24 protein-coding genes and 5 pseudogenes are annotated in these 22202 nt (G+C 66.6%); 18 read left to right on the top strand and 11 right to left on the bottom strand.

The genetic code is table 11. The annotated features are described in order from the left end of the window. Window positions 1–210 (bottom strand): annotated as a pseudogene (locus tag F620_RS15550) (IS66 family insertion sequence element accessory protein TnpB); the annotation flags it as partial. Window positions 211–511: 301 nt separating this feature from the next. Here F620_RS15550 and F620_RS14920 point away from each other — a divergent pair. From F620_RS14920 to F620_RS0112835, 11 genes and pseudogenes are all read left to right on the top strand, one after another. Continuing rightward, window positions 512–793 carry a type II toxin-antitoxin system Phd/YefM family antitoxin gene (locus F620_RS14920; protein WP_081617444.1) on the top strand — a complete coding sequence of 94 codons (282 nt, stop codon included), beginning with the start codon at window positions 512–514 and terminating at the stop codon, window positions 791–793. Then, complete coding sequence (locus F620_RS14915; protein ID WP_081621774.1) at window positions 790–1092, top strand: type II toxin-antitoxin system RelE/ParE family toxin; 303 nt, start codon at window positions 790–792, stop codon at window positions 1090–1092. The genes F620_RS14920 and F620_RS14915 overlap by 4 nt, the downstream gene beginning before the upstream one ends. A gap of 68 nt (window positions 1093–1160) precedes the next feature. After that, window positions 1161–1416, top strand: a pseudogene (gene rhuM, locus F620_RS15675) (RhuM family protein); the annotation flags it as partial. A gap of 139 nt (window positions 1417–1555) precedes the next feature. Then, a pseudogene (locus F620_RS14905) lies at window positions 1556–1802 on the top strand (nuclease-related domain-containing protein); the annotation flags it as partial. Window positions 1803–1870: 68 nt separating this feature from the next. After that, complete coding sequence (locus tag F620_RS0112855; RefSeq protein ID WP_018871046.1) at window positions 1871–2104, top strand: glucose-6-phosphate isomerase; 234 nt, start codon at window positions 1871–1873, stop codon at window positions 2102–2104. Beyond that, window positions 2091–2354 carry a type II toxin-antitoxin system RelE/ParE family toxin gene (locus F620_RS0112850; protein WP_026279600.1) on the top strand — a complete coding sequence of 88 codons (264 nt, stop codon included), beginning with the start codon at window positions 2091–2093 and terminating at the stop codon, window positions 2352–2354. Before F620_RS0112855 ends, F620_RS0112850 begins: the two co-directional genes overlap by 14 nt. 94 nt (window positions 2355–2448) lie before the next feature. Next, window positions 2449–3399 (top strand): hypothetical protein, encoded by a 951-nt coding sequence (locus F620_RS15540; RefSeq protein WP_231373906.1) that lies wholly within the window; start codon window positions 2449–2451, stop codon window positions 3397–3399. A 941-nt stretch (window positions 3400–4340) separates the two neighbouring features. Beyond that, complete coding sequence (locus F620_RS15535; RefSeq protein ID WP_231373905.1) at window positions 4341–4907, top strand: hypothetical protein; 567 nt, start codon at window positions 4341–4343, stop codon at window positions 4905–4907. 123 nt (window positions 4908–5030) lie between these two features. Continuing rightward, a pseudogene (locus tag F620_RS15210) lies at window positions 5031–5187 on the top strand (NERD domain-containing protein); the annotation flags it as partial. A gap of 8 nt (window positions 5188–5195) precedes the next feature. Further along, window positions 5196–5393, top strand: a pseudogene (locus F620_RS14900) (topoisomerase DNA-binding C4 zinc finger domain-containing protein); the annotation flags it as partial. Between the two features lie 256 nt (window positions 5394–5649). After that, a complete protein-coding gene (locus F620_RS0112835; RefSeq protein WP_019570866.1) occupies window positions 5650–6252 on the top strand; it encodes a GNAT family N-acetyltransferase in 603 nt (200 codons plus the stop codon). Here the strand turns inward: F620_RS0112835 and F620_RS0112830 are convergent. Beyond that, a complete protein-coding gene (locus F620_RS0112830; protein ID WP_231373904.1) occupies window positions 6249–7286 on the bottom strand; it encodes an HDOD domain-containing protein in 1038 nt (345 codons plus the stop codon). The genes F620_RS0112835 and F620_RS0112830 overlap by 4 nt on opposite strands. A gap of 622 nt (window positions 7287–7908) precedes the next feature. On the opposite strand from F620_RS0112830, the gene F620_RS0112825 reads away from it, so the two are divergent. Further along, on the top strand, window positions 7909–9033 hold the full coding sequence (locus F620_RS0112825) for a site-2 protease family protein (protein WP_019570864.1): 1125 nt from the start codon (window positions 7909–7911) through the stop codon (window positions 9031–9033). A gap of 121 nt (window positions 9034–9154) precedes the next feature. After that, window positions 9155–9871 carry a nuclease-related domain-containing protein gene (locus F620_RS0112820; RefSeq protein ID WP_019570863.1) on the top strand — a complete coding sequence of 239 codons (717 nt, stop codon included), beginning with the start codon at window positions 9155–9157 and terminating at the stop codon, window positions 9869–9871. Between the two features lie 91 nt (window positions 9872–9962). Here the strand turns inward: F620_RS0112820 and F620_RS0112815 are convergent, their stop codons facing one another. From F620_RS0112815 to F620_RS0112805, 3 genes are all read right to left on the bottom strand, one after another. After that, window positions 9963–11468 (bottom strand): hypothetical protein, encoded by a 1506-nt coding sequence (locus F620_RS0112815; protein ID WP_019570862.1) that lies wholly within the window; start codon window positions 11466–11468, stop codon window positions 9963–9965. A 96-nt stretch (window positions 11469–11564) separates the two neighbouring features. Then, window positions 11565–12116, bottom strand: coding sequence for a hypothetical protein (locus tag F620_RS0112810; RefSeq protein WP_019570861.1), 552 nt, complete (start codon window positions 12114–12116; stop codon window positions 11565–11567). Next, window positions 12113–13282, bottom strand: a complete 1170-nt coding sequence (locus F620_RS0112805) for a S9 family peptidase (protein WP_019570860.1) — start codon at window positions 13280–13282, stop codon at window positions 12113–12115. The genes F620_RS0112810 and F620_RS0112805 overlap by 4 nt, the downstream gene beginning before the upstream one ends. Before the next feature lie 202 nt (window positions 13283–13484). Between F620_RS0112805 and F620_RS0112800 the strand changes: the two genes are divergently transcribed. Together F620_RS0112800 and F620_RS0112795 are read left to right on the top strand one after the other, a co-directional pair. Further along, entirely contained in the window at window positions 13485–13871 is a 387-nt protein-coding gene (locus tag F620_RS0112800; RefSeq protein WP_019570859.1) for a hypothetical protein, read from the top strand. A gap of 150 nt (window positions 13872–14021) precedes the next feature. Further along, complete coding sequence (locus tag F620_RS0112795) at window positions 14022–14492, top strand: aminoacyl-tRNA deacylase (protein WP_026300911.1); 471 nt, start codon at window positions 14022–14024, stop codon at window positions 14490–14492. A gap of 30 nt (window positions 14493–14522) precedes the next feature. Here F620_RS0112795 and F620_RS0112790 read toward each other — a convergent pair whose 3' ends face one another. Next, window positions 14523–15452 carry a patatin-like phospholipase family protein gene (locus F620_RS0112790; RefSeq protein WP_019570858.1) on the bottom strand — a complete coding sequence of 310 codons (930 nt, stop codon included), beginning with the start codon at window positions 15450–15452 and terminating at the stop codon, window positions 14523–14525. A 166-nt stretch (window positions 15453–15618) separates the two neighbouring features. After that, complete coding sequence (locus tag F620_RS0112785) at window positions 15619–15975, bottom strand: hypothetical protein (RefSeq protein ID WP_018871025.1); 357 nt, start codon at window positions 15973–15975, stop codon at window positions 15619–15621. A 485-nt stretch (window positions 15976–16460) separates the two neighbouring features. Here F620_RS0112785 and F620_RS0112775 point away from each other — a divergent pair, with 485 nt between their 5' ends. Continuing rightward, window positions 16461–17414 carry a DMT family transporter gene (locus F620_RS0112775; protein WP_019570857.1) on the top strand — a complete coding sequence of 318 codons (954 nt, stop codon included), beginning with the start codon at window positions 16461–16463 and terminating at the stop codon, window positions 17412–17414. Between the two features lie 103 nt (window positions 17415–17517). Next, window positions 17518–18717: a methionine adenosyltransferase gene (locus tag F620_RS0112770; RefSeq protein ID WP_019570856.1), complete on the top strand. Its 1200-nt coding sequence runs from the start codon at window positions 17518–17520 to the stop codon at window positions 18715–18717. Window positions 18718–18723: 6 nt separating this feature from the next. Here the strand turns inward: F620_RS0112770 and F620_RS0112765 are convergent, their stop codons facing one another. After that, complete coding sequence (locus F620_RS0112765; protein ID WP_019570855.1) at window positions 18724–19635, bottom strand: complex I NDUFA9 subunit family protein; 912 nt, start codon at window positions 19633–19635, stop codon at window positions 18724–18726. Window positions 19636–19712: 77 nt separating this feature from the next. Here F620_RS0112765 and F620_RS0112760 point away from each other — a divergent pair, with 77 nt between their 5' ends. Next, entirely contained in the window at window positions 19713–20279 is a 567-nt protein-coding gene (locus F620_RS0112760; RefSeq protein WP_026331467.1) for a DUF99 family protein, read from the top strand. A 30-nt stretch (window positions 20280–20309) separates the two neighbouring features. Here the strand turns inward: F620_RS0112760 and F620_RS0112755 are convergent, their stop codons facing one another. The 3 genes from F620_RS0112755 to F620_RS14440 form a co-directional block, all read right to left on the bottom strand. Further along, entirely contained in the window at window positions 20310–20543 is a 234-nt protein-coding gene (locus F620_RS0112755; protein ID WP_018871019.1) for a hypothetical protein, read from the bottom strand. A 100-nt stretch (window positions 20544–20643) separates the two neighbouring features. Beyond that, window positions 20644–21882: an MFS transporter gene (locus F620_RS0112750; protein ID WP_019570853.1), complete on the bottom strand. Its 1239-nt coding sequence runs from the start codon at window positions 21880–21882 to the stop codon at window positions 20644–20646. Then, window positions 21879–22202, bottom strand: a 324-nt coding sequence (locus F620_RS14440; RefSeq protein WP_019570852.1) for an integrase core domain-containing protein, incomplete at its 5' end; no start/stop codon positions are given. The genes F620_RS0112750 and F620_RS14440, both read right to left, overlap by 4 nt.

The following is a 22202-nucleotide window of genomic DNA, read 5'->3' as shown; positions in this document are numbered from 1 at the left end:
ACCCACCAGCGTCACCGGCACGAACTCGGTCGCGGCGCTCCCTTCCGCCCGCGGCCTCGCCGCTTCCGCATCCAACAGCCGCCGCCAGCGCTGCAGACTGCCAACCGAGATCCCGTGCCGGGCACAGTACACTTCCTGGGTCAGACCGCTACGCTCCCAGCCCGACACCAACTCCTGCCACTCGCTCCGACTGCGCTGGCGCCATCCCATGATGCCGCTCCTCTCCCACTGGGTTCGGCACCATCATCCGGCCAGCGCCGCCAGGGAGGAAGAATGTATTTCGCTGGACGCTTACGCTGCGCCTGTTCCCCGGCAAGACCCGCGCCCGCTGGCGCCTCGTCAGCGACCATTTCATGGAGGCGTATGCGCGTGGGGTGCGGGAGGGGCGGGTGATCGGGTAGTTCTACTGCGGGGACTCTTGAGCCCGGCTGTTCCTTCCGTCGGATACCTTGTTTGCCTTCAGGCAAGGCTGTACTCTTAAACGTACGCCAAAATGTACTGGGTGGTTTCCATGTCAAGGGTTCGAGTCGATGAAGATATCCGTCCTCTGTCTGAATTTCGTGCAGGGGTGGCCACATTCGTAAAGCAGCTCCATGAAACCCGTCGTCCTATGGTGCTGACACAAAGGGGTCGTGGCGTTGCAGTACTGGTGGATGTTCACGAGTACGAGAAGATGCAAGAACGTCTGGAAATACTCGAAGAGGTGTACAAGGCGGAAGAACAAATAGCCTCCGGGGATGGTACAGAGCATGAAGATGCGAAGGGGCGGGTTTTGAATGGGCTGACCCAATGAAGATCGTCTGGTCCCCGCTTGCGCTGGAGCGTGTCGAGGACATGGCGCGGTATATTTCAGAAGATAGTCCGGATGCTGCGGTACGGTGGGTTGATGATTTATTTGCCGCAGTAGAGCGGTTAGCTGATTTCCCCAAAAGTGGACGCATGGTTCCGGAGGTGGGATCACCTCGCATAAGGGAGTTGATATTTGGAGCGTACCGGGTGATTTATAGCGTCAAGGATCAGATTGATATTCTCACTGTGCGTCGCAGTAGTCAGCTATTGCGTATGTCCGACCTTGATGATGACGAAACATAACCACCGGCTACACAGCGACCGATTTTCCGCCGCTTCTTGGCTCCAATCCGGCGCGTGACCCGATCAACACCCACGTCAGGAACATCCTGGAGAGCGGCGAGCTGTCCGCCGAGGCAACTATTAAGGAAAACTTAATAGTTCGTCAGGAAGGGGCGCGCCAGGTGCGGCGCAAGGTGAGTGTCTACAGCCTGCCGATGATCCTGGCCGTCGGCTACCGGGTGCGTTCCGCCCCGTGGCACCCAGTTCCGCCAGTGGGCCACCGCCCATCTGGAGGAGTACCTGGTCAAGGGCTTCGTCATGGACGACCAGCGCCTGAAGGTCCCGGCGGCGCAGAGACGAGGCACTGGAGGCCGATGCCGAGGACTTGCAGGAGCTGGAGGCGCTGGAGGAGCGGATCAGGAAGGAGGGCAAGCCATGAATGCTGCCTCCTCTGCCATGCGGCTGGGGGCCATGGGCCTTGTAGACCGCGGTCGGCACCACGCAGATCGCTTATGTGCTGGTGTCGCGGTTCGGCATCTTCGTCATCGAGACGAAGAACATGCGGGGGCTGGATCTTCGGCGGTAAGCTTCAGGCCCAGTGGACCCGGAAGATCTACCGGCGGTCGTTCCGGCTTCAGAACCCGTTGCGCCAGACCCGACGGGCGTACGTGGAGGGTTTGCGGGAGCGTCACGCGGCGCTGGTGGCACCCGGTTGTCCGCAATGTGGCAGCGCTTGATGTCTTGACGTTTTGATGTCTTGACGCTAAAACCTCTTGGTGTGGTTGTGTGGAGGAGCTCCATGAGCGAGACACCGAAACGTTCGACGGTTTATTTCGATCCTCAGTTGCATGCGGCGCTGCGGCTGAAGGCTGCGCATACGAATCGTTCCTTGTCGGATATCGTCAACGAGGCGGTTCGTGCGGCATTGGCCGAGGATCAGGAAGATCTGGCGGCGTTCGAGGAGCGGGTCTCCGAGCCAACCATGAGCTATGAGGCCCTGCTCGATGATTTGAAGGCTCATGGAAAGATATAGGCTTGTATTCAAGAAGTCCGTTGCCAAAGACCTTCGTTCAATCCCGAACAAAGATGTGGCTCGCATTCTTCAGCGCATGGAGGCGCTGCAGGATGATCCCCGTCCGGTCGGCAGTGAAAAGCTCTCGGGACAGGAGCGCTACCGCATCCGGCAAGGCGTGTACCGAATTATTTACGAAGTGGTGGATGACCTCCTGGTCGTGACGGTTGTGAAGGTCGGTCATCGTAAGCAGGTCTACAGACGCAGCTGAGCCGCCCTGGAAATAACTGAGCCAGCTGTTATTGAGAGTCTGGCATGCCGTTCAGGGCGGCTTTGCGGTCGGGGGCTCTGGGGGGGGGGGGTCTGTGCAGTGTTTCGAACGGGCGTTGGCGGGGCTGGTACTGGTCGGTTTGCTGGTTGTTAGCCTGGCAGGATGTCACCCGAACATCGAACCTGCCAGCACCGGCGGTGAGATGGTAGCCGGCACCGAGGGCATCGATTGCGGCGACCATCTGCCGCTGAGTTATTCGCCCGATGGGCAATGGTTGGCGTTCTGGCTGTGGACCAATCGCGGTGAAAATGCCCCTCCCGAACATCGGCTGGCCTTGCTGGATCTGGACACTGGCATCCGCCATCTGCCGGAACCCGATGGGCGCGACAGCAGCGGCGACGCGGCAACCGCCGCACCGCGAATCGACAAGCTTTGCTGGAGTCGTGATGGACAACGCCTCCTGACCGGTGTGTTGCCTCCCGACGCCAACGAGGCGACGCCCGTGCAGCAGTCCTCCGCATCGTTGAGAGTGAAACCGCGTGGCCAGCAGCCACCGGCTGTGGTTCACGCAATCGACCTTGACCGGCCCGATCGAATGGAACGTGCCGATACCGCTGCATGTGGTGCCGAAGACATCGGTCACTGGCGATTTCAGGCGCCGTATTCGTATTGGGATGACTGGACTCAACTCGGCAAGGTGCAAGTCAAGAAGGTGGATCCGCGCCTGATCAGGCTGGAACTATCGGGTGGCCGCGTGCTGGGTGAACACCGACCCGTTCGCTGGAGTACGCGCTCGCTGATGGTATCCGATCACGCCTGGTCACCCGATCAGACGCAGCTTGCCTACGTGGTTCGCGAGTTGCGCGGAAGCTGGGGTGGGCTGTCGCATACTTGGCTGACGGCTGTCGACGCCGAGCCCGTGCAACTGCTCAGCGGCGCCGTCTACGCCATGCAATGGCGCAATGACCAGGAACTGCATCTGTGTCTGAGGCGACCCGGGAAAGCCGAGTCGGCGGTCTTCGCCTGGCAATCTCCCTTCGACTAGCTCCGGACGCTGTTGGCTTCGATGTGATTCGAGTACCCCCAAGGTAAAAGCAAGTATCCTCATGGTAAGGAACCGGCTACTGCGGTTTCACTTGTGTGGCCCTGGCCGCAAAACATCTGGGCGCTGGCCTGTGTCCGACCGTGGGAAGGATGATACCCGTGATTTCGGCATTGATTCTTTTCTTGTGGGGGGGGTGTCTGGTGGGTCGCGCAGAGGTGACGACGGGGCCAGCCCGGGGGCGCGCGGGTGCGCCCGGATGGAGTGCGTTTGCGGTAGCGAGCGGGGGTATCCTGCTCCTCGTGGCGCTGCCTCCGGCCGAAATCTGGGGTCGGTGGGGATGGGGGGTCGTTGTTCTGGTCGCCTGCGCCTGGGGGCTTGCTCTGGCGAATGCCTGGCAGGGCCGGCGATTGGCCCCCGCTCTGACGAACGCTACGGGAGTCCGGCTGCTGCTGGCCGTCGGGCTGGCGGGTTTTCTGCTCACGGGGCTTTTCTGGGTCCGGGCCGCGCTGGGGATCCCCGCGGGGTGGCTGGGCGACCTGGGCCTGAAAATGGGGACGCTTTTCGGAGGATGGCCATGGCCGGCCCTGCTGCTGGCGGGGCTTGTGGGGCTCATGTTGCGTCCCCGGGGCTCCGGTGGTCCTGCTCTGCTCGGCGTGGCGCTGGTCGCGGGCACTCTCGGCTGGGGCGCGCATTTCCCGGTGGCGGACGCGGTGCGGTCGAGTTCGAGCGCCGGGACCGGGGAGGTTCGTCGGGCACTCGAGGAGCCCCTTGCCACCCGGCCGGGACTCGCGGCGTTGAGTGTTCTCGGTCAGCCCCGATCTCTCGAAGTGCGCCCCAACGGGCTTTACCTGAGCCCAGACGAGACACGAACGCTGGAGTTGCACGGGCGGACGTTCCCGGGCACCCGTTCGAACCTGTCCCGACCGGGCCGGGGGAGCCGCGTGCGTGTCACGGACGCCTCGGTCGTGGAGGTCGTGCGAGCGCCCGAGGGGGATCGCTGGGCACTGAGGTCTCGCGCGCCCGGCGCCAGTGCCGTGGAGATCCGTGCGGGCGCGGCCACGCAGTGGATCGGCGTTCGTGTTTCGGATGAAGACGAGGCGGATTCCACGCCTGTCGATGTGACCGATCAGGTGACCTTTGAAGTCGGGGACACTCGCGAACCGGGGCCGTCCGGTGGCTTTGCGCTTCGTCAGACCGTCCGGATGACCAACCACTCCGACATGGCGCTGGTCGGCCCCCTCCATCTGGTCATCGGTTTCTCCGCTGAGGCCGAGCCCGTACTGGTGGGGGCAGGACGAGTCAGGCACCCGGAGGTACGGTCCGTCTTCGGTTCCGACTGGCGGGTCTCGGTGGCGGAGATCTTTCCCGGGCCAGACGGGCTACGCCCCATCGTGCCCGCGCTGGCTCCGGGCGCAAGCTCGGAGCTGGAACTTCGCGTGGTGGCGCCGCTGGATCCCGATGCGCCGGATGTCGAACTGCGCGTGTTCGAAAGCATACGGACGCCTTGAAGGCGGGGGTGAATCAGCAACCTGCTTGATGCCGTGCTGCCTTGGCGCCAGAACACCGTTGGGTCTTAGCATAACTGCAAGCGCAGCTGACCCGCCCAGACAATAGGGGTTGCTTCCGTACCCATGGCTGATACCCGCTACATCACCGCAAAACCGTCTGACCGAGGAGTCGCAGGCGATCCAGAGGCGCGGGCGCAACCTGGCGCTGCTCCTGGGCTTGCCGGTGGCGCTCGGGGCGTTCTTCGTGCATCCGCTGGTGGGGCTGGTGACACTGGCGGGGCCTGATGCCTCGAGCGTTCGCGCCACACCCGCCGGGCGCACGTGGAGGGTCTGCGGGAGCGCCACTCGGCGCCGGCGGCACCCGTTTGTCCGAAATGCGGCAGTGCGATGGTGAAACGAAAGGCGCGCAAGGGTGCCGGCGCCGGCCAGGAGTTCTGGGGCTGCTCGCAGTATCCCGCGTGCCGCGGGACCAGGGCCCTGCAATAAGGCCGACGCGTCAAGGTGCGCGGTTCATCTCGGGCGGGTGGGGGCGCCCGTCTGTGGGCTATCCTCCAGTTAAGAGAACGGGGCACGGCCGGCATGCCACGCGGCGGTGTCGCAGGCAGAGGGCTCTGTTGGAGTCCGGTTCGCCGACTTTGTGGGGCCGGGTGTATCGGGGGCGTCGCCGTAGCAGCCCTGCGTACTGAGCGACGTCGTTCTGTCGCGGGGAAGGGATCTCTGGGGCGCAGGGAGGGGATGCGAGATGGATCTGAAGATACGTGCGGCAGAGATCGGGGATGCGCGGCGACTGGCGGAGCTCATGGACTTCGCAGGCGAGGGGATTCCGATGTATCTGTGGCGGGAGTCCGCCGGTCCGGAGGGGGATCCCCTGGAGTTCGGGGCGCGCACCGTAAGCGGGACAGACGGCGGCTTCAGTTACGTGAATGCCCATGTGGCCGAGATCGGGGACGAGGTCTTCGGGATGCTGCTCGGGTACCGTCTGCCCGATCCGCATGACGTCGAGCCGTTGAGCGAGGCCCCGGTCGTGGTGCGTCCGTTGCTGGAGCTGGAGGCGCTGGCCCCGGGGTCCTGGTACGTGAACGCCGTGGCGGCCGATCCGGCCTGGCGCGGCCGCGGCGTGGGAAGCGCATTGATGCAGCGCGCGGAGGAGGTGGCGGCCGGGAGCGGCGCGGAAGTGCTCAGCCTGATCGTGGCGGAAGAAAACCGGGGTGCACGGCGGCTTTACGAGCGGCTCGGTTATGCCGACGTGGCGCGCAGGCCGCTGTTGCCCTGGCCCGGTTGTCGGCATTCCGGCCACTGGGTCCTGATGACGAAGCCCGTCCCGGGAAGTGCCGGGCCTGTCTAGCCGGGCTCCGAGGGGGAGGTTTTCCACTCGTTCGCGAAGCGCGGCAGGGCGTCGAGGTAGGCCTGGCAGGAGCTGGATCCCAGCTCACCGCGCCTGCAGAGGTTGCTGATCCGGGTAAAACCGATGGCATCGATCAGCAGCGCGGTTTCGAGGGTCGAGCGATCGGAATCGGCCCAGCCCTGCAGCATGCGGACGCTGTCTTCGTCGAAATCCCAGTGCTGCGCGATGGCGACGGAGGCATTTCGTGCGAGGCTTTCCAGCTCGTCGATGAACCCGGATGACACCGTGGGAACCTCGAGGGTGTCCAGGTTGCGCAGCAGAACCATGAGTCCGCTGCTGTGAGTCAGGGCCGAGAGATGGAGCGCGAACCCTTCGACCCCGCCGCCGATGTGCCGGGCGCCGACCTTCACGTTCATGGCGGTTTGCAGCGTCTCCGGCCAGATCTGCCACAGGCCTTCCGAGTTCAGGCGACGATCCTGCCCGAATTGAGCGATGGGACTGATGATGGCGGCGGCTACCACTTCGCGCATGCCCCGGTTGCCCAGAATCGTCAGGGCCTGCTCGATGCTCACAATCTCCTTGCGGTTCGGTCGTACGGACGGACTGTTGACGACCTTGAGCATGTTGCCGGCCAGAACGGGATCGCTTTCGACCATCTTCGCGATCTCTTTCGATCCGTATTGCTCGGGACCGCGCAGGGTGGCCATGAGCCGGGGCACGATCCGGGGAAGCCGCGGCACCCTGGCGGTGAATGCGGTGGGATCCTCCATGACCCGTTCTCGATGCTCGCGCAGCCAGGCGCGCTCCTCGGGGCCGGGCGAGCCTTCGGACTGGTGTCGGGTGGCGAACAGTCCGGCGCAGTACCGTGAGGAGAGTTCCCGTTCCGAGAGGAGCGGTTCCGTGCCGTCGCCTCCTCGCACTGCGTCGCTGCTGGCAGTGCCTTCGCGGGCGTCCGACTTCGGTGCGCGGCCGGGGGCCGGCTGGCTGTTGTCTCGCGCGCGAGTGAACCATCGCCGAAGCCGGGAGAGCATCATGGGTGGGGCGTCCTTGTACGCGGTGTATGGCCTGCGACCACCGGGCCAGGGGTGGGCCCGGGGCTGCCGTCGGGTGACCGCTGTTCGGCCATGACGGGGTGAAAGGTAACCTGCGGAAAAGGTGAAGTAAACGGCGCGCGGAACGTGTGGCCGGCGAGGACACCTGCCGAAGGTCTCGGATCATCGGCCGATGCCCACCGCGTGCAAGAGAAGCAGCGGATCCGGGTTGCCGAACTGAGGCAATCCCCGGGCGCACGATGTGTATCGATCACTTTGCTGTTCACCCCCGGACAAGACAGGCGGACCGCGAAACCGGGCAGGTGTCACTTAGCAACCGCCATGAGGGGCCTCCCACCCCCAGCGTCTGCACCAGCGGCATGGCCGGCATAATCAACCCGATAGACCCCGATGTGGCAGGGTCCCCGTCAAAGTCGGGATGCCACCGGCCGCGAGTGCGGAGGACTGGAACGGGGTAATGCCGGCGGATGCAGTCGGTTGTCGTGCTCCGCCTCGGGCCTGCGTCGAGTTCCCCTGTCCGGGAGGTGCTGCGGGGCCACATAATGGGCGTCAGGTGGTTCCGGCAGCTCGACACGGGGCCGCGCCCACTGCAAGGAGTGGAAGTATGTTCAAGAGGGTCCTGGTCCTCGGCCACATCAGCGGCATCCGCATCCAGATCCACGTGAGCTGGGTGTTCATCCTGCTGTTGCTGCTGACGGCCATGAGCACCGGCTTCCACTACCAGTTTCCGGAGTGGACCCTGCCGATGGTGGTGGGCACCGCGGCGGTGACGGCCCTGCTGTTCTTCGTGTCCATCCTGGCTCATGAGCTGGGCCACAGCGTGGTGGCCATCCGGCGGGGCGTTCCGGTGGATTCCATCACCTTGTTCATCTTCGGCGGGCTGGCCCAGATGGGCGGGGATGCCGAGCGCGCGGAAGACGAGTTCTGGATCGCCATCGCCGGGCCGGCGGTCAGTGTGGCCCTGGCGTTGATCTTCGGGGGGCTCGCGCTGGTCACCGCCGGCTGGTACGAACCGGTGTCGGTGGTCATGGGCTGGCTGGCATTCATCAATCTGGTGGTGGCGATATTCAATCTCATCCCCGGTTTTCCGCTGGACGGGGGGCGGGTGTTCCGCGCGCTGGTGTGGAAGGTCACCGGCGACCCGCGCAGGGCGGTGGATGCCGCCGTCTGGGGCGGTCGGATGGTGGCGTATCTCCTGTTCGGCTTCGGCTTCTGGAACCTCCTGGTGATCGGCAACCTGATCGGTGGCGTCTGGATCATGCTCATCGCCTGGTTCCTGCTGACCATGGCCGAAGGGCAGGGGCGGATGTACGAGATGCGCGAGCGGCTGGTGGATGTGCGGGCGCGGGATCTGGCCGATCCGGAGCCGCCTTTCGACAGTCCGGATGCATCCATCCAGGAGTGGATCGACCAGGGCGTTCTGCCGGGCGGGTGGCGTTCGTTTCTGGTCGGCGAGCCGGAGCGGGTGCAGGGGCTGGTGACCCTGAGTGACAGCCGCAAGGTGCCGCGGGAGCAGTGGGTGACCACCCGGATCGCTGATATCATGACCCCCGCGGATTCGCTGAGCCATGTCGGGCCGGATACGCAGGCCGAGGACATCCTGCGGCTCATGAGTGAGCACAACCTCAACCAGATCCCAGTGCTGGAGGAATCCGGCCGGGCCATCGGCTGGATCGACCGCCAGAAGCTCCTGCGCACCATCGAAATCCACATGGAGGTCAAGCGCTAGCAACCCGCGCGGCACGGAGTGGCCATAGGGGGCGACTGCAAAGGGGTACGCCACGCCCTGTTACAGGGCCGACGGGTTAAAGTGCGCGGTTGATCCCGGACGTTGGCAGGCTAGGGCATCCATGGCAGACACTCGCTACGTCACTGCAAACCGGCTGACTGAAGAGTCGCAGGCGATCCAGAGGCGCGGGCGCAACCTGGTGCTGCTCCTGGGGTTGCCGGTGGCGCTGGGGGCGTTCTTCGTGCATCCGCTGGTGGGGCTGGTGACGCTGGCGGGGGTGGCCGCGCTGGTGGGCCTGGTGGGTGGCAGCGCGGTGATCGAGGCGGGCGCGCGCGGCGAGGATGCGGCGCTGGAATATCTGGCGGAGCTGCCCGACTCGTTCACGGTCTTCAGCCAGGTGGACCTGCCGGACGAGCGTTCGCCCACGGGTGTGGCGGAGGCGGATCTGGTGGTGGCGGGGCCGGAGGCGCTGTTCGTGATCGAGGTGAAGCACAACAGCGGGGCCATCGACTGCGACGAGCAGGCCTCGCAGTGGACGGTGAGCAAGACCGGGCGGCGCGGCAGTCGTTATACCAAGCAGATGCGCAACCCGGTGCGCCAGGTGAAGAAGCAGGTGTGGCTGCTGAGCGAGTACCTGAAGGGCCGCAAGGCCAAGCGCTGGATCCAGCCGATCGTGCTGTTCACGCACCCGGAGGTGTCGCTGGGGCGTTCGGGCGAGCTGTCGGTACCGGTGCTGACGGGGCCGGAGCTGGTGGACTACATCCGCCGCTTCCGCCCGGAGCGCCCGCGCCCGGTGAAGGAGAACACGGTCCGGGCCATCGCGGCGCTGAAGGGCTGAAGGCGGGCGGGACCGGGGCCCGGGCAGGGCCGGCCGGTCCCGCCCGGGCGCTTATTCCTCGGCCGGTTCTTGCATGTGGACGTCCGGGGCCTCAGCGGGCGACGGGTACGCGGTCCCAGTACTGCATCGCCGAGAACTCGCCCTCGAGGCGGAACGCGTCGCTGGCACCCAGGTCGTCCAGCGGGGTGGCGATGCCTTCCACGTCCAGGTGGCCGTGGAACGTGCCGTCCGGGTCGGCGGTATCCAGCCGGACCTCTCCGCTCAGGCCCTGGCCGACGGTCAGGAAGGTGATGTCGCCGGGTTCGCTGACATCCCCCACCAGCAGGTGCGCGGCCAGCCGGCCTTCGGCCTCGGTGCTGCGCGGGTCGGCGATCTCGAGGGTGGCGGTGTCATCGGGAACGCCCGCGCCCACCCGGGTGAAGATCATGCAGGCGGCGGTCTCGAGCTCCGGCAGGAAGGCCTCCACGACCAGAGCGAAGCCGTCGCCTCGCTGCGGATCTTCCTGGCCGCCCCAGGCCGCCTGCCCGAGCAGTGCTCCCGAGTGGGCTCCTTCCAGGGCCCCGTCGAAGGTCGCCTGCTCGTCCAGCATCGCCGCCAGCTCGTCGCGGGGCATGTCCGCGGGCAGTGGGATGCAGGCATCCAGCATGTCGGCCAGCACGGGCGGGGTGCGGAGGTATTCGAAGGCGGCCGCGCCGGCGCGCGGGTACTCCTGCAGGGCGGCGTAATCCGGTGCGTCGGCGTCGTCGCTGAATTCGGTGACCTCGATCCGGTAGGCGATGCCCGAGGCCTGGCCGGGTGACTGGTCTTCTTCAAGCGCCCAGTCCTGGGCCTCCATGGTTTCCAGGGTGTCGGCGGAGGTGTGGAAGCCCTGAAGCTGCAGGCCGGCCGGCATGCCGAGCGGTTCCAGGGCCTCGCCGAAGGTGTGGAGGTAATGGGCCTCGAGGCCGTTCGGGACGTTGGGTCCGATGGCCATGCGGAACATGCCGGGGCTCAGCTGCAGCAGCGCCGACGAGAAGGGCTCGTCCTCGTACACCCACACCGTTCCGTGGTTCACGGAGAACAGGGCCTCTTCATCGTCGCTGTCGAGGTTGGTCATCTCGGTGACCGCGGCCAGGCGGTAGCCCTGTGCCGTCTCCCCGGCGATCTCGCGCGTCTCGCCGGTTTCGGCCACGTGTACGCGGTATTCTTCCACTCGCCGCTGGTTGTCGAACATGTCCTGGAACGTGTGCGGCGGCTCCACCTGTTCGCCTTCGAACACCGGCAGCAGAACCCCCAGCTCCTGCTCCTTGCGATACAACTCGCCATCCAGGGCGGGGCCGGTGAACAGGTCCTCGCGCCCGCCGAGGCCGGAACGGTAGTCCTCGTCGGGATGGATGCGGGTGATCTCCGGGCCCTGGGTCACCGTCCAGCGGATCTCGTCGCCCTGGATGTCGGTCAGGACGCCGTAGCGGTAGTGATCGCCCCCGCCGTCGAGGACGAGGGGTTCGAGCTGGATCGGCGACTCATCCGCCGAAGCGGTGAACGCGGGGATCGCCAGTGCGGGCAGGCCGAGGGCCAGCACCAGCGAACGGCTGCGGAAACGGGTCTTCGCGGGCATCGAACATCTCCTGGATCCGGACGGTCCTGTTGCATTCTCAACAGGATCAATATGGCACCGTCCCCGGAGATGTGCCCCCTCCAAACAAGGGGGGTATCAGTTGCTGAACAGGGCCTCCAGCTCGTCCTCGCGGCTGCGCACCGCCTCCATGTCCTGCTCGGGCACGTCGGGCGCGACGTTGTGCAGCATCTCGCGCTGCTGCTCCAGGGCGTCGCGCATGGTCGCCTTCTGTTCCGCCGGCATGTCCGGATCGTCCTCGATGCGCTGCAGGCTTTCGTCCAGCTCGCGCTCCATTTCCGGGAGCCGGCGCTCCATCTCCAGCGCATGCCGGGCGTTGAAGATCTGCGAGCCGATCTCGGTCAGTTCGTGGCTGCTGTCGAAGCCGTTACGGGCGGCGATCTCCTCCACCTCCTGCTCCATGCGCGCCACCTCTTCGATGGCCTGGCGAATCTCCGCCATCGAGGCTTCGTCGTCCTGCGCGCCCATCGCCGGTTCCTGCACCTCGGGCTGCTGCGCGCTCCACTCGTTGAGTTCCTGGGTCGCCGCCAGCCAGCGGTCGATCGTGTCGCCGTCCAGGGCGTGCGCGGGCGCGGCCAGCAGCGGCAGGAACAGCGCGAGCATCAGCAACGGTTTCGTGAAGCCCTTCATGGCAAGTCCTCGGTTCGCGGGGTTCGGTTTTCGGAGTGTACGGCGCCATCGTCGCGCCATGCCAGCAGGTTCGTCATCGCGCGCAGGAGCCGCCACTGGCCGATGAGCCCGACGCCATGCGGGTCGATGTGGGAGAAGCCGTCGATCCGGTGCAGGTCGGTGTCCCCGATGGCACGGGCGAGGCGCGTGCTTTCGGTATGCGGGATCATCGTGTCGTCCCGGCCGTGGATCAGGAGGGCGCGGCCGGAAAGATGCGAGAGATCGTGCTCGGCGAGGGACCAGGACTCGATGGCTTCCCGCGCGCCGGCCGGCAGGTCATCCAGCAGCTGCGTTACGCGCTCGCGGTCGTCGTTCAGGATCAGCGCCAGCAGGCTTCGGCCCTCGACGCCGAGCGGGTCGCTCAGGTCGTCGATGGGGGCCTCGGGGTCGGCGGCGCGCCGGCGGGCGATTTCGTCGAGTAGCGCGCGGTCCGCGCGGTCATCGAGCACATGCAGGTTGCCCCACAGGAAGAGCCATTTTGCCAGCGGGTCGGGCGTGCGCGTCTGCCACCGGTTCGAGCCGGGTTCCCGGTAGGCCCCGGTGGTGGCGAAGGTGATGACGTTCCCGGTGTCGTAGTAGCCGCCGATCCCGACCAGGAAGTCGATGGTTTCCTTTCCCTCCGGCTTGAGTGTAGCCAGCACGGCCAGGCCCACGCCGTAGGAGATGGCGGCGACCCCCACGTCCTGTTCGTCCGGTGCGCGCTCCACCTCCAGGCGGGCGAGCAGGGCGGCGGCATCACCGATGGCTGCGGCATCCTCGCGGCGCACGCTGAGCGCTCTCGAGCCCTGCAGGTCGGGCACCAGCACCAGAAAGCGCGCCCGCGCCAGCGTATGGGCGAGCTGCACCAGCCGCGGGTCGTCCTTGCCCTGTGGCGTAAAGCCCGGTACCAGGACGATGCGCGCGCCCACCTCCTGCCGGGGATGGTACAGGTCGGCCGCGATGTCACCTTCGTCCGTCGCGAGCGCAAGCGTTTCGCGCGCGGGCTCGGGGGTGCGCTCCTTCAGCGCGCTCGGCCCCGCGCCGGCCTCGATGTCCTGGAGTACGCGCATGGCCTCCCAGCTCTGCGCGGCGATCCAGCCGGCGAAGATCCCAAGGCCCAGCAACAGCACAGCCGCGATGCGAAGCATGCCCTTCTCCCGTCAGTCCGGACTTGCTGCCTCGGGAGTATGGGGCAATCCATGCGTTGCCGCCCGGGCGCGTCACCCACAGAGTCGGGACGCAGTCACAGTCCGCGGTCCCCCGCGTGGACAGGGCCGCGGACCCTTCTAGACTCCATGCAAGGCCTTGTGGTCTGGAAGCAAGCCCCGCTGGACGGGAAGGAGGCAGATCATGCGCATCGCGAAGTCCGAAGTGCCCGAGGTGTTCAGTGCCCCGGGGGCCGTCGCGCGTCAGGCCCTGGAGTTCGGCGACGCGTCCGGTTACACGGAGATGACGGGGGAGTATTTCTCGCTGGATGCGGGCACCGACATCACCCCGCTGCTCCACGGTTTGAAGGAGGATCTCTGCCAGTCACCCCACTGGGGTTACATGATTCAGGGTCGCCTGATCATGACCTACCGCGATGGTAGCGAGGAGGCGGTAGCCGCCGGGGATCTCTTCTACTGGCCGCCCGGGCACACCCTCCGGGTGGAGGAGGACGCCGAGATCATCCTCTTCAGTCCGCAGCACGAGCACTGCGAGACGCTGAATCACCTGAAGCGGCAGCTCGAAAACTGACCTTTCCTCACCGGGGCAGCCTGCCGAAGGACCCCGGCGGGCACCCGGTTTCGGACAGCGGCGAGTCCGGTGCCATTTGTCTGTCTATCCTCGGATTGAAGGCATGGATCCGCGTTTGCGTGACCCGGCCGCGGCGAGAGGGGCAGAACGATGACGATCAGCACTACATTGCAGGAATTTCTCGACGAGCGGGACGTGAATTATGACGTTGTGGGCCATCCGCGTGCGGATTCCGCCAGCCGTACGGCCGAGGCCGCCCACGTACCCGGCGATGAACTGACCAAGGGTGTGCTGGTGGAGGATGCCGGCCATTACATGCTGGCGGTCCTGCCGGCCACGCGCCGGCTGCAGTTCGGCAAGCTGCACTACATGCTCGGGGAGCATGTGGGGCTGGCGACCGAAGAGGAGGTGCGGTCGGTGTTCCCGGACTGCGAACACGGGGCAGTGCCGGCGCTGGGTACCGCATGGGGTCTGGAGGTCCTCCTGGATGAATCGCTCGCGGCGCAGGACAGGATCTATGTGGAGGGGGGTGACCACGTCTCGCTGATTCGGCTGGACGGCCCGGCGTTTCGCAACCTGCTTGGTCATTGCCGCTACGGGGATTTCTCCCGGCATATCTGAGCCCGGCCGCGCTGCAGTCGGGCAGGCCGCCTACGGGCTTGTCTGCGCGGGTGGATCGAGCCGGGTCTCGAGTGCCTCGCGCAGCTTTTCGGCGCTGGGCTGCGCCTTTTCCACGATCTCCTCGACCCGGTTGAAGTCGAGCAGGCGGATGCCCGCGCTGCCGGCCTCGAGGAAGAGATCGGGCGGGTCGTGTTCGCGCATGTGGCGGATCTGCGAGCGCTGCATGATGCTGAAGGTGGTGAACAGCAGATCGGTCAGGCCCGGTGGATCGTTGGGGGTCTGTTTGCGGCTGGCGGAGACGTCGACGGCGATCACGAAGTCGTGCTCTTCCTGCAGCAGATTCCAGGGGAGCGGGTTGGACGTGCCGCCGTCGATCAGCAGCCGGTCGTCGCCCTGCGGCACCGGTTCGAACAGGCCGGGGACGGCCATGCTCGCCTCGATCGCGGTGAACAGTTCGCCCTCGTGGAGGACCACCGGTTCGCCGCTCCAGTAGTCGGTGGCCACCACCGACAGGGGGATGCGCAGATCGTCAAAAGTCCGGGCATCGGTGTGTTTGGCGAGGAATTCGAGGAATTCGCTTGAGTCGAGCACGGCGTTGCGCCCGAGGCGCAGCGGGATCAGCTCGGTGAGTTGCACATCGGACTCAACCAGCCCGGAAAGGGCATCGATGCGCGAGCCACCGAAGTCGTCGAAGACGTCCAGGATCTCCTCGGCGCTGAGGCCGGCCGCGTACAGCCCGCCAATCACCGCCCCGATGCTGGTGCCGCTGATGTGGTCGGGTTCGATGCCCAGGTCGTCGAAGACCTGCAGGATGGCGATATGGGCCAGCCCCCCGGCGCCACCGGAGCCGAGTGCGAGACCGATGCTCGGCCGCTCGGGCTGTTTCTCCGCGCCCTGCAGGGCCGGTGCGGCGAGCAGCGTGGCAATCGTCAGGGCGGCGATAATCAGGCGGCTTTTCATCCGCGGCTCCGGTGGTCCGAACCATGCAGTCCAGCCACAGACCGTACAACGTTGGTCCATCGGAACAGCCCCGCGGCGCTCGTGCAAACAGGGTCATCGGCTCGAGGGTTGAACGTATGGAGGGCAGTTTGATGCAGGTCGCATTGCCTCACATTCTCGGTTGCGCTCACGCCGTTGCGTCGCCGCTCAGAAGCGGGTGGGTGCGGTGCCCGGGGCGGCGGTCTTCGGCGTCCTGGCGGGCCAGGCGGCGAAAATGCGGCACGAAGGTCTGCAGCGCGGCGAGACCGTCCCTCGTGAGGCAATAGCCATCGGGGGTGACCCGGATCCAGCCGCGTCCGATCGCCCCGGCCAGGGCCTCGTGCTGGCTCCCCGGCTCGCCGCGTTTGGCCCAGGCATGGACCACCGGCGCCGGCAAAATATGCCCGGGTGCATCGGCGGGATCGCCCAGCCAGTGGTGCAGGGCGGTGAGCCGGGCCACCGCCGAGGTTGCGGCGATGATCTTCTGTTCGGTGGTGGTGTTCATGGCGAATCTCCCGAATGTACATGCGTGTACTTCGGAAGATAGCGAAGCGGTGGGGCCTTTCCATCAGCCGAATGTCTGAGTTCGCCGTGTGCCGCCCGGAAGTGCGGCCTCTTCACGGTCCGGACGCTCGCAACCGAAAACGCCCCGACCTCCGGGAGAGGACGGGGCGCCGAGCACACAGGGGGATGGGTGCTCACCTGTGACGTTAGGCCTTCCCCTCGGGTGCGGCAATCGACGCAGGTCACACACCCGTGCGTCCTGCGCGGTCGGCGGCAAGGAATGTGAGGGGGGCACGGAGAACTCCGATCCCGTCACCGCCAGCGATGCCCTCAACACGCTGATCGAGGTCGTCCGTGGCGAGCAAGGGCAGGGGCAGCGCCCGGGTGTTCTCCCACATCGAGTGGATGCGCCGGGGCAGTTTGCGAGGGGCTGTTACACTTACGTCCCTTGTTTTCCCGCATCATCGACCGATGAAAGGATAGTGAATGCCCAATGCCTCACCGAACCCGCTGAAATCCCTTACGAACGAAAAACTGGCCGGGCTGAGCACCCTGCTCGTCGTGCTGGCGGCGTTTTCATGGGGGTTATCCGGCGGGATCGGCGGCATTCTTACGGGGCAGGGCTGGGATCCCGTGGTGGTGTCGTTCTATCGCGGGGCGATCGGGTTGCTGTTCGTGCTCGCCTGGCTGGCGTTGCGTCCGCAGGGCAGCGGACTGGCGAGCGGTCGCATGTGGCTCTGGTCGGCGGTGGCCGGCCTGGGCGTGGCCGGCAACTTCACCTTCTACTTCCTGAGTATCGCGGAAGGCAGCGTGGCCGTGGCCGCGACGCTGATGTACTGCGCGCCGGTGTTCGTGTACCTGGTTTCGTTTGCGCTGGGGCTTGAGCGGCCCACGCTGTTCAAGTGGGTGGCGATCGTCATGGTCCTGCTGGGCGTGGTGCTGCTGACCGGGATCTACGACATCGGCGCCGGGGACGTGACCCTGATCGCCGCGGGTGCCGGTCTGGCCTCCGGTCTTTCCTATGCGGTGTTCATCTTCGGTTTCAAGTTTGCCGCGCCCCATGGCAGCCCGCAGGCGATCCTGGTGATCGCGTTCGCGGTCCTGGTCCTCATCCTTTTCTCGCTGGGTGATCCGGGGCAGATGGTGGACGTGCTGAGTACCTCGAGCTGGCCGTTGTTCCTGATCCTCGGCGTGCTGGGCGCCGGCCTTTCGTTCATCTTCTACATCGTCGGTCTGAACTACACGGCGCCGGCGGTGGCCTCCATCGTGGCCATGGTCGAGCCGGTGACCGCGTCGCTGTTCGGTGTGGTGTTCCTGGATGAATCCCTGGCGGCGGTCCAGATCTTCGGCATGGCGCTGATCCTGCTGACCGTGACGGGGCTGAGCGTCCATTCGAGTCTGCAGGCGAAAGCCGTTCCGCCGCAGCCGCGCAGCGACTGAAACCGCGCAGGATCGCGGGGCAGGTCGGCTGTGGCCTGCATGTGGCGACGGCCGGCCACCAGTGAGAAGATCGCCGTCACGACCGTCGCCGGAGGGGGGAAGCGTGAAGATCATGGTCAGTGAACTCGAGGGCCGGCCCGCGGGCCTGCAGCCTGTCGAGGTGGTGGAGCGCAAGGGACTGGGGCATCCGGACACGCTGTGTGATGCGCTGGCGGAGGAGGTAAGCCTGGCGCTGTCGCGCGAATACCGCGAGCGCTTCGACTTCGTGCTGCACCACAACGTGGACAAGGTCCTGCTGCGCGGCGGCGCCGCCCGCCCGGCCTTCGGCGGGGGCGAGGTGGACGAGCCGATCGAGCTGTACATTGCCGGGCGGGCCACCCGCGAGTATCGCGGCGCGACCGTGGCGGTGGACGAGCTGGCGGTGGAGGCCTGCCGTGCATGGCTGGCCGCCCACATGCCGGCGCTGGATGTCGAGCGCCACGTGCGGGTGCACTCGCTGATCCGTCCCGGATCGCAGGATCTGGTGGAGCTGTTCGAGCGCCAGCGTCGGGATGGCGTGCCGCAGCTGGCGAACGATACCTCGCTGGGGGTGGGTTATGCGCCCCTGAGCCCGCTGGAGCGGGCGGTGTTCGCGGCGGACATGAGCCTGTGGTCGGAGGCGCCGCCGGCGCGTGGTCAGGACGTCAAGGTGATGGGGGTGCGCAGCGGCGAGGACGTATCCCTGACGGTGGCCTGCGCCTTCATCGGGGCGCCGCTGGAAGACGCGGACGCCTATCTGGCCGCGCGTTCCGATGCGACCCGGCAGGTGCGGCGCGTGGCCACCGAGGCCCTGGGCCGCGAGCCGGACGTGGCGGTGAATACCGCCGACGACCCCGACGCGGACAGCGTGTACCTGACGGTCACCGGCACTTCGGCCGAGGCCGGTGACGACGGCCAGACCGGGCGCGGCAATCGGGCCAACGGGCTGATCACCCCGTCGCGTCCGATGACCATCGAATCCTTCGCCGGCAAGAACCCGATTACCCACGTCGGCAAGCTGTACAACGTGACGGCCACCCATATCGCCGAGGCGATCGTGGCGGAGATCGACGAAGTGTCGGATGCGCAGGTGGTGCTGGTCAGCCAGATCGGCATGCCGGTGGACCAGCCGCAGATCGCCGATATCCGCCTGCGCGCGGAATCCGCGGAACAGGCCGCGGCCCTGGCGCCCCGCGCCGAGGCCATCGCGCGCCACCATCTCGCACGGGTCGGTTCCCTGTGGGAAGGCCTGCTCTCGCAGAACCTCGCCACCCACAGCCTGTAGCTGCGACTAGTTCGTCTGATTCGTCGGCAGGCATTCGGGCAGGGAGGCCTCCAGTGAACGCGGCGTGATGCCGAGGTCGGCGAAGGTCGCGCAGGTGCTGTCGGTAACCGTGTCCTGCTGCATGAGGTAGATCTGGTCCCGGGTCAGGGGTGCGCGGGGCAGCCATGAGGTCAGCCCGGCGGCGAGGTGCCAGAGGAAAAACGGTACCGGCACGAACACCCGCGGCTGTCCCAGGTGCTCCAGCACCTGGTTCACGATCTGGCGGTAAGTCAGGATGTCCGGACCGCCGAGCTCGAACACCCGGTGTCCGGCCGGCGGTTCGTTGAACAGGGTGGCCACGGCCTGCGCGACATCCGCCACGTGCACCGGTTGCAGGCGGGTGTCGCCGCGGCCGAACAGCGGCACCATCGGCAGCCGCGCGAGGGTCGCGAGGTTGCGCAGGAACGCATCGCCCGGGCCGAACAGCACGCTGGGCCGCACCATCAGGGCGTCGCGGAACTCGGTGGTCACCGCGGCCTCGCCTTCGCCCCGCGCTCGGATGTATGCCGAACGCGAGGCGGGATCGGCGCCGATGCCGGAGATGTGCACCAGGTGTTCCAGGCCGGCCTCGCTCGCCGCCCGGGCGAGCCGGGCGGCCCCCTCCACGTGGATGGTGGTGAAGCGCAGGTCGCGCTGCTCCACGTACAGGCTGACGGCATTCACCGCACCACGCGAACCCGCCACGGCCCTGGCCACGTCGTCATCGTTGCGGATGTCGGCGCTGCAGTGTTCCACCCGGTCATGCCGTTGCAGGTCGGCCGGTAGTGCGGGGCGGCGGGAGGCGATGCGCACGGCGTGCCCGGCATCGAGCAGCTGGTACACGATCATGCGGCCGAGAAAGCCGGTGCCGCCAAATACCGTGACCTGATCCGGGTCCATCGGGAGCCTCCTTCTGCTGGGCTTCGTGTGTATGAGAACGTGGAGCTGTACGACGGCGCGGGCAAACGGGGATACGCATGCCGGGACATCTATCGCACGTGGCGGGTTTTGATGATGCGCCGTTCGCGCGGACGTATCGTGGCGACGTGCTGGTGGTGGGCGCGGTGTTCGCCGGCACGCGGCTGGACGGCGTAGTGTCGAGCCGGGTGCGGCGCGACGGCGCCAATGCAACCAAACGTCTGGCCGCATGCGTGCTGGACAGCCCGTTCGCCCCGCAGCTGCACGCGATCCTGCTGCAGGGGATCGCCTTTGCCGGCTTCAACGTGGTGGACCTGCAGGCCCTGCACGAACGGACCGGCCTGCCCGTGATGGTCGTGGCACGCCGGCAACCCGACATGGAGGCCGTTCGACGGGCGTTGCTCGACCATGTCCCCGGAGGGGCCCGCAAGTGGCGGCTGATCGAGGCCGCCGGCGCGATGGAACCGCTGGCGGGGGTCCATGTCCAGCGCTGCGGGATCGAACCCGAAGCGGCGCGGCAGCTGCTGGAGGACCAGCGCGTCCACAGCCACCTGCCGGAGGCGCTGCGCGTCGCGCACATGATCGCCGGCGGGGTGACCGACGGGGCGAGCCGCCACCGTCCGTGAGCCTCGTGAGCCTGAAAGGCTTGCCGCCGACTACAGGCCGATCAGCTGGGCGTGCACGCCGCTGGCGGTGACCGTGTCGAGCAGGCGATGGCTGTTGATCCGCTCCGGGTCGTATTCGACCACGACCAGGTGCGGCTTCTCCTCGTGGCTGGATGCCGCCATCACGCCGCTCATCCCGCGCAGCTCGTCCTGGATGCGTTCGCGGGCCTCGGCGTCGATGGTCTCGTCGATGTGAATGGTTACATCGGCCATGTTGTTGCTCATGATGGCCTCCCGGGTTCGCCCCTCTGGCAAGTTCTTCCTTCGAAGATAGACGTTCGCACCGGATGCTGGGGTTCGGTCGCGCGGCCGGGGCCTTCGGGGGTCAGGCATCCGCCTCCGCGCGGTGGCGGCGGTACAGGCGCAGGGCCGCGAGCCCGACCAGCAGCGAGGCGGCTCCGCCGATGATGAACACCTGGCCGGGACTGGCCCCGGCCGGGCCGGTGAGCCCCCAGAACAGCACCGGTGCCAGCAGCATCGCCCCGAACGACAGGAAGTTGCTCGCGGCGATGAAACGCCCGCGCCGTTCCTCCGGGCTGTGGCCCTGCAGGTAGGCAGTGATCGGCACGATGAAGAAACCGGAGGCAACGCCGAGCAGGGCCATCAGCACCAGGGTGGCCGGGTAACTGTCGGTCGTGAAAAACAGCAACGCGCTGATCAGGGCGGCCGCGATCATGCCGGCCGGGGCGTGGTGCATGGCGATGCTGCCGCGCGACAGATAGCCGGCGAGGATGCTGCCGGTGCCGATGCCCAGGGCCAGGGTCGTCAGGATGATGCCGGTGGCCAGCTCGCCCAGGCCCAGGTGCAGCTCGGCGAACAGCGGGACGTTGAGCTGGTACGACGTGCCCAGGGCCCAGAACCACGCGATGCCGAGGACCACCAGGAACAGCACCCGCTGCGGCCGGATCTCGGCGATCGACTGCACCACGGTGGCGAACGGGTCCAGCCGGAAGGGCGCCGGATTGTTGATCGCACGGGTGGGGGTGACGAAGAAGCTGGTGATCAGACCGGTGAGCGACAGCGCCACGACCACCACCGCCGGGATCCACAGCGCCTCGCCGGCGAACTCCATCACGAAGCCGGCCAGCGCGGTGCCGAGGATGATCGCCAGGAAGGTCCACAGCTGGATATGCCCGTTCGCGCGCGACAGCTGCGCGTAGCGCACGATCTCCGGGAGGATGCCGAACTTCACCGGGCTGAAGAAGGTGCTCTGCAGACCCATCAGGAACACGGTCACCAGCAGTCCGGGGAAGTAGTCGATAATCAGCATGAGCGCGGCGGTCAGCAGCACCACGGCCTCGGCCGAGCGGGTGGCGATGATCACCGCCTTCTTGCTGTAGCGGTCGGCGATGTAACCGGCCCACGGCGAGAACAGCACGAACGGCAGCAGGAACACGAACCCGACCAGGCTGTAATAGAACGTGCCTTCGCCCTCGGCAACGAACTCGCGCAGGGCGATGAAGATGACGACGAGGCGGAAGAAGTTGTCGTTGAGGGCGTTGATGAAGACCGTCGCCATGTGGGCGACGAAGCCCGGCCTGCGGACGTCGGAAGTGTCGGTCATGTTGGCACCACCGGTGGTATCGCGCACGAGTACCTGTCGGGTCCCGGCTGATTGTATACACGTTTACGAAATAAATCGGGGCGTTCCTGTTGCCAGGCCTTGAGTGTCTCAACCGGCGTTCGGTGCCCCAGCGCCTTCTGCCCGATCTGATGGTTGTACAGGCGCTGGTAGTCCTGGAGGGTGTCCTTCAGATGCTCTCCCGAGCCGAAGCGCCGGGTCCGCAGCAAGTCGGCGATGCGGCCGTTGAAGCGCTCCACCATTCCGTTGGTCTGCGGCCGTTTCGGCCGGATCAGACGATGCTCGATCCCGTGGTCGGCGCA

Origin of the sequence: Thioalkalivibrio sp. ALE11, assembly GCF_000381205.1 — a bacterium.
In the GTDB taxonomy this organism is placed as follows: Bacteria; Pseudomonadota; Gammaproteobacteria; order Ectothiorhodospirales; family Ectothiorhodospiraceae; genus Thioalkalivibrio.
This window is presented reverse-complemented; position numbering and strand designations above follow the sequence as displayed.